Source organism: Micropruina sp. (assembly GCF_027492755.1).
Lineage (GTDB): Bacteria > Actinomycetota > Actinomycetes > Propionibacteriales > Propionibacteriaceae > Micropruina.
In genome coordinates this window covers 1-6,543 of record NZ_JAPUED010000200.1, presented here as the reverse complement: position 1 = coordinate 6,543, position 6,543 = coordinate 1, and the positions used below count along the sequence as shown (strand labels likewise).

The following is a 6,543-nucleotide window of genomic DNA, read 5'->3' as shown; positions in this document are numbered from 1 at the left end:
GTCCAGCGTCAGAGTGGCGAGCCGAGCCTCCTGGTCGGGTACGGCTGCAACCTCGTCCTCGTCCTCGGGCTCCGGGGCGGACGGTGTGGACGACGGCTCTTCCGCCGGAGCGGGCTTCTGCGCCGGGTGCTCACCGGTGCCCTGGTCCGTTTCCGGAGGACTGCTCGGCTCCGGCTTCGGGGCCGGTCGCGCGGATGACTCCTGGGTGGGCTCGGGGCTCGGCGGCGGTTCCGGGGACTCCTTGGTGGGCTCGGGGTGGGGCGACGGTCCGGGGTTCGCCGTCGGGGTCGACGTCGGCTCCTCCGCCAGGGCAGCCGTCTGCGCACCCAGCAGGCCGAACGCCAGCCCGGCCGCCAGCAGGACCGGCAGGATGCGGAGCCGTGGCATGGGTCACCCTCTCTATTGTTGATAACAATTCTCGTTATTTACGTTACCCCGCCCAGCCGCCGGTGTCACATCGGCCCACAGCGCCACCGACACCCACCACCGCCATGAAACGAGGGCCAGCCATAGCCGCCGAGGGCCAGCGTTGAAGCCTGGCGCTCGGACGCCAAGACTGGCCCTCGATGCGATCAGGTGCGGGCCCGCGCTCGCAACGAGGGTCCGCTGCCCGGCAACTCCGTCGCAAGATCTCCCAAGGCCGTCCATCTCGGCGTGACGAATCCGGCAATTACTGATACCAATACTCATTAGTTACTACGACAAGGAGCCCCAATGAACCGATCCCAACTCGTCGAGGTGGTCGCCGGAGCGGCCGGACTCAGCGTGCGCGACGCCGACCAGGCGGTCACCGCGACCCTGGAGGCGATCGTCGCCACGGTCGCCGCCGGCGAGAGCGTCACCCTGCCCGGCTTCGGCACCTTCGAGCAGCGCGCCCGCGCCGCCCGGACCGGCCGCAATCCGCAGACCGGCGCCGCCATGGAGATCCCCGCCAGCATCGCCCCCGCCTTCAAGGCCGGCACGGCCTTCCGTCGCCGCGTCGCCGCGGCCTGAGTGCCATCGAGCGGGATCGGGTTTCACAACCGGCTCACACTGTGCTATCAATTGAGATCAATTCTCATTAGATCCTCAGGAGGCAGTAAGTGTGCAAGCAGCTTGACGGCACGTGCTGCCGTTCCGCCGTGGCAGCCCACGGCGTGCTGCTGCGCGGACACCTGCACCGCTCGACCTGTGGGCCTGACTGCGACTGCCCCTGCCACGAGCTACCCGCTCACAACCAGACGCCCGTCGTCCGCCCGATCCCGCTACGCACCAGGCGCCAGCACGCCGGCTGGCGCCTGGTGACGTGCGTCTACTCCGACCGATGGATGAAGGCCGCGTCCTGAACGCCCCTATGGCCTGGGCCGTGGCCCGACCCACCCCTTCATCAAATCCATCGAAAGGAAAGACAACCATGAACGCAATCAAGAAGCCGGCCTTGGCGCTTGCCTCGGCCGCCCTCGCCTTGGGCGCGGTTTTTGCCAGCGCCGGACCCGCCCACGCCGACGACGACCACGTCGATCTCGTCTTCGTGCCGACGTGCAACCTCAGCCACAACTTCACGAGCGGCGACTTCTTCCTTGAATCGCACGAGGATGGCGAACTCGATCCCGACTACGAGTTCGTCTTCGGCGGCGAAGACGAGTTCGATCTCGGTTTCGAGGTCGAGCTCGGTCCGAACTGCGACTCGCTGACCGATTTCCAGGTCACGCTGACCGGCGCGACCGGCACCGGCAACCCGTCGAGCGCCGGTGGCACCACCTTCACCTGGAGTTCGTCGGGTTACGGCAACCAAGGGCCGTTGACGCTGACCTCGCCGACCTACCACGACGATCCGTCGCCGTGGGTGGTGGACGGTGACTACTACCTCACCTTCACCTTCTCGCAGGCAGGCCACGGGAGCGTGCAGTCGTCACTGCCGCTGCACGTCTCGGGCTGAGCAAGTCCTGACGCTGGTGGGTGCGGCTTCGGCCGTACCCACCAGTTGGGCGTCTCGGACGCTGCTGCCACACCACGATCCGTCTCACTGAACCGAAGGAACTCCCTCATGCCACCTGCCGCGCGAGGCACAGCCATCCGAAGCCCTCTGCACCGCCGCCTCGCGACTGGCGCCCTGGGCACCACCCTGGCCTTCACAGTAGCCACCGCCACGCTGCTGAGCTCCGCCGCTCCCACGGCGTCCGCCGCCGGCGGGGGTGCCGACGATGCCGGCCGCACGGTCTTGGGCGGCCACACGCAGGTCAATGTGAGCCTGACGCCCGACGACAAGCTCGATCTCGACCTGTGGCAGCTCGGGACCTGGGACAACGCCACCTCCGTCGACCTGATCGCTGAGGGCGCGCCGGCGCGGCACGACCTCAGCGCAGCAACCGTCCACATCTCCTGCCGGACGCGCTGGCAGGTGCCCGCACAGCAAGACTGGCGTGTTATCGCCCCCGCTGGTCAGGAAGTCTGCGCGACAGCACCGGGCGCCCAGCTCGACGGCGAACACCTGGGCATCAATCGCCAGGTCTCCGCCGCCAGCCTCAGCACCTCCCGCAACAACGCTCCCGACGGCAACCGATACCGCCATGTGGTGCTCAACATCGTCGGGGCCACCGCTCCAGGCCGGGCAATGATGTTCCGCGGCAACAACGACCTCCCAAGCCAGGACGCTGCCTTCGCGCCGAACTTTGGACTCAGTTCGATCGACCCGGCCATCGGCACGGCCGACGACAGCCCGCACCAGTGGGTGTCGGCCACCCCGTGGACCTTCAACAATGACGGCGTGTACTGCCTCGATCTCCAAGCTCACGCCTGGGCACCCGGCTCCACCAGCGCTGCCAACCGCCGTGAGCTTCTCAGCGACGTGGAGACCCTGCGGGTGGTCGTCGGCGACTGGGACATGTGGTCGGATCAGCCCTGTGGCACCGGGCCCGATCTGCCCGAAGGCTACTACCCCGGCCAGGTCGATCCGCTGGACCAGAGCGGCAACCGGCTGCTCATCCCCACTCACACCGATGTCGCACCGTACTGGAACGATGCCGGCGAGTGGTCGGCCGGGTTCCATCAGACCGCGTCCGGCCTCGATGCCTGGCGGAATCCCGCGAATACGGTCGTCTTCGTCACCGACACCGCCAAGCTGACCATGCCCGAGGACGTCCAGACGAGCGGCGCCTCCCTCGTCGACAACAGTTTCATCACTGCCCCTGGCCAGACCTTCTGGCGGCTGCCTCAGTCGCAGACACCGGCCGGCAACGTCTTCCTCGGCTATTCCGGAGAGAGCTTCGCGGCCTCGGATTTCCAGGGACGCCCGCAGTGGCGGCTGGATTCGGTGACCGGCCTCGATGGGGGTGCCGCCCCCGGTGAGTTCATGCTGGCCGCGAGCGAGCAGCAGGCGCAGGCGGGCGGGTCGCCGTACTTCAACACCCGGCAGGGACTGCCGCAGACTCGCGGCTTCCCGCACGGCGCCCATGTGCACTCCAGCTGGGACTTCGCGGCCGCCGGAACCTACTGCCTGGCCATGACCTGGGAAGGCATCCGCTCCTCAGGCGAGGTCGCCTCCGTGCACCGGGTCCTCACCTTCGTCGTCGGCGGCGACTCCTACGACCCCAAGACCGCGCCCACCTGTGAGCAGGCTCAGGCGTCGGGTGTCCGCTTCGCGTCGGGCACCCCGGACGTTCCCGCAGCCGATGGGGCGGCGGGCCGTCACGTGGTTGAGGCTCCTCAGATCGACGGCCTGTGGACCGCTGCGTTCGCCAACCTCGTGCCCAGCCTGAGCGATGCCGGGCTGAGCATCGACCTGGTTGAGGGGTCCCGCTTCAACGGCGGAACTCGCTACGCGCTCGACAACGTGGTGATCCAGACCCGGGCCACAGCGCTGTCATCCGCGCCTGCCGCCTGGGGAGCCGGAGCGCGGTACTTCCTGACCGACAGGTCTGGTAAGAACGCCATCGACCTCGATCTTTCCGCCTTGGACCCTGGCCTCTCCGGCCTGGCGGGCGACATGACCTGGAGTCTGGGTCAGGTCCGGGGCCCGGGCGAGTTCGACTTCAGCAGCGACGACGGGCCGCTGCGGCTGTCCACGGTGCCGTCCCGCGCCTCGAACTCGGGAAACGTGCGGCCGGGCACAAACGTCAGCGGGCACTGGCTGTTCGAAGAGCCCGGCGTCTACTGCCTGCCGTTCACCTTCTCCGGCACCAGAGCCGGGGGCGGCGAGGTCTCGGTGTCCGCGACCTTGGCGGTCGCCGCGGGCGTCCCAGCCGCAACGGCACAGCCCGGAGAGCAGTGTGTCGCGTCCGAGCCGCCTGACGACGAGGAGCCGGGCGACCCCGGTGACGCGGACCCGCGTGCCGACTCGGGGCGGACCGTGCTCTCCGAGGGGCACATCGACGTCCTTTCCACCCTCGATGCCGACCGACTCGCCGTGACGCTCCACGACGACTCAGTGACGCCTCCGGCGGAGCGCGCCGCCGGCGAGTCGACCCTGTTCGTCTCGCCCGACGCCGTAGATCAGGTTGGCGCCGGGTCGGCGTATGCGTTCCTCGGCCAGCAGGGAGATCCGGTCTGGCTGCTGCCGCAGTCCCAAGTCGACGGCCTGCTGTGGCCGGGCTGGAACGTCAGGGCCGGCTCCCAGGCCCTCAGTGCTCAGACCCGTATCACTTGGCAACTCGGTGAGGTCGCCGCTCCAGGCAAGTTGGAGCTCTACCAGTCCGACGGGTTCGGAGCGCCGAGCCGTCTGTTGTCCAGCTCAGGTCCGGAACACCGATCGTTCTCCTTCTCCGGCCATGGACACGGCAACTGGGCGTTCACCTCGGACGGGGCGTACTGCGTCCCGATCACCGCGACCGAAACCGAGACCGGCCGGAGCACGTCCTTCACTCTGCTCTTCGCCGTTGGTGACCTCAAGCCTGAGAAGGTCACGGAGGCCGACTGCGGCAAGACCGCAGATCAGATCGAAGGCCGCGGCAGCGAGCCCGGCCCTGAGCCGATGGACTTGCGCCCGGTGGTGCTGGATCAGGGGCACATCGATCTCTTCGAACTCACCTACGACAAGGCCGGCGAACAGCTCGATCTGCGCGTGAAGGACGACACCAGGCTCTACGATCTCGACGCTGCCTACCGGGCGCCGGAGACGGTGACCGTCGCGGTCGACCAGGCGACGGCTGCCTTCGCCTTCGAGGAGATCCCGCCGGGGTACGAATTCCTCGGCCCGGCCGGACGCGAGACCTACCTGCTGGATTGGAGTCAGCAGGAGGGCCTGCCGTGGCCGGGGTGGAGCACCGAACGGCTGCTGGACAGCCTGCCCGACGGGGTCACGATCCCCGACGAGCAGGGTTCGGTGACGTTCGGCGTGACGGTCGAGGGGCCGGGTGACGTCTTCGCGTTCATCCCCGGCGACAACGGGCCGGAGAACATGTACATCGACACCACCGACGACAAGCCCGAGGTCATCGAGACCGGGCCGAACATCCACTACCACACGGCGTGGGTGTTCACGGAGCCCGGCGACTACGAGCTGACCGTCACCCCGTCGGCGACGACGACCGCCGGGGACACCCTGACCGGACCGGCGAAGAGCTACCACTTCCACGTCGGTCCGCGGCCCGCACTGGCCCAGAAGGTCGAAGCCGCCGACTTCGGGGCGTCCATCACCGGCGTCCCCGATTCGGTGACCTCGAACACCGAGGTCGAGCTGACGCTGGCACTCGACGGCGACCATCCCGAAGTGGCCGGCTACCAGTGGTACCGATGGAGCCATGGCTACGTCCGGATCACCGGCGCGACCGGACCCACCGCGTCGGTCACGGTCGAGCCCTGGGACATGGTCCACGCCGCGGTGCTGGACGGCACCGGACGCATCCTGACCGTCGCGGACGCCGTCCTCCTGCCGGAGCCCAGCCCTCCGGGTGCGCCGCACAACGTCGGCGCCTACCTCGACGGCAGCGACGTGAGGGTGTACTGGGGCACGCCGAACAACGGCGCTTCGCCCATCACGTCCTACATCGTCACGCTGACCCCCGACTCGGGTGAGCCGCTGACCGAGACGATCGATGGAGCGACGGCGTCGGACGCGGTCTTCCTCGACGTCCCGGCCGGAACCTGGACGGCGACGGTCCGCGCGGTCAACGCCCTGGGCGAGGGCCCGGAATCCGAGCCCAGCGACCCGGTGACGGTCACGGCGTCCGAACCGGAGCCAGAGCCCGAACCGGAGCCGACGGACCCGTCCGACCCGGATCCGGACGAGGGCCCGGTGGCGACCACGATCACCGCTGCCGCGGTCACCCAGACCTACGGCAAGACCGCCAAGCTGGTCGTGACCGTCTCGCCCGACGCGACCGGCAAGGTGAAGGTCAAGGTGGGCTCCAAGACGGTCACCGGCACCCTCTCCGACGGCAAGGCGACGCTGACCCTGCCGAAGAAGGCCCTCAAGCCGGGCACCCGGACGGTGACCATCACCTACGCCGGGGTCGCGGACACCTTCCAGCCCGCCACCGCCAAGGCCACCGTCAAGGTCGCCAAGGCCAAGCCCTCGGTGAAGGTGAAGCGGGTCAAGACCACCGTGAAGCGGGGCTGGACGGCGAC

Annotated in this window: 3 protein-coding genes and 1 pseudogene; 3 read left to right on the top strand and 1 reads right to left on the bottom strand. The window is 68.8% G+C overall.

From position 1 onward, the window contains the following. Nucleotides 1-387 (bottom strand): annotated as a pseudogene (locus Q0066_RS13825) (hypothetical protein); the annotation flags it as partial. A gap of 327 nt (nt 388-714) precedes the next feature. Between Q0066_RS13825 and Q0066_RS13820 the strand changes: the two are divergent. The 3 genes from Q0066_RS13820 to Q0066_RS13810 all read left to right on the top strand — a co-directional run. Further along, nucleotides 715-993, top strand: a complete 279-nt coding sequence (locus Q0066_RS13820; RefSeq protein ID WP_298133863.1) for an HU family DNA-binding protein — start codon at nt 715-717, stop codon at nt 991-993. Nucleotides 994-1,303: 310 nt separating this feature from the next. After that, nucleotides 1,304-1,918: a hypothetical protein gene (locus Q0066_RS13815; protein ID WP_298133861.1), complete on the top strand. Its 615-nt coding sequence runs from the start codon at nt 1,304-1,306 to the stop codon at nt 1,916-1,918. 306 nt (nt 1,919-2,224) lie between these two features. After that, the coding region (locus Q0066_RS13810) for a choice-of-anchor M domain-containing protein (protein ID WP_298133859.1) at nt 2,225-6,543 on the top strand (4,319 nt) is incomplete at its 3' end.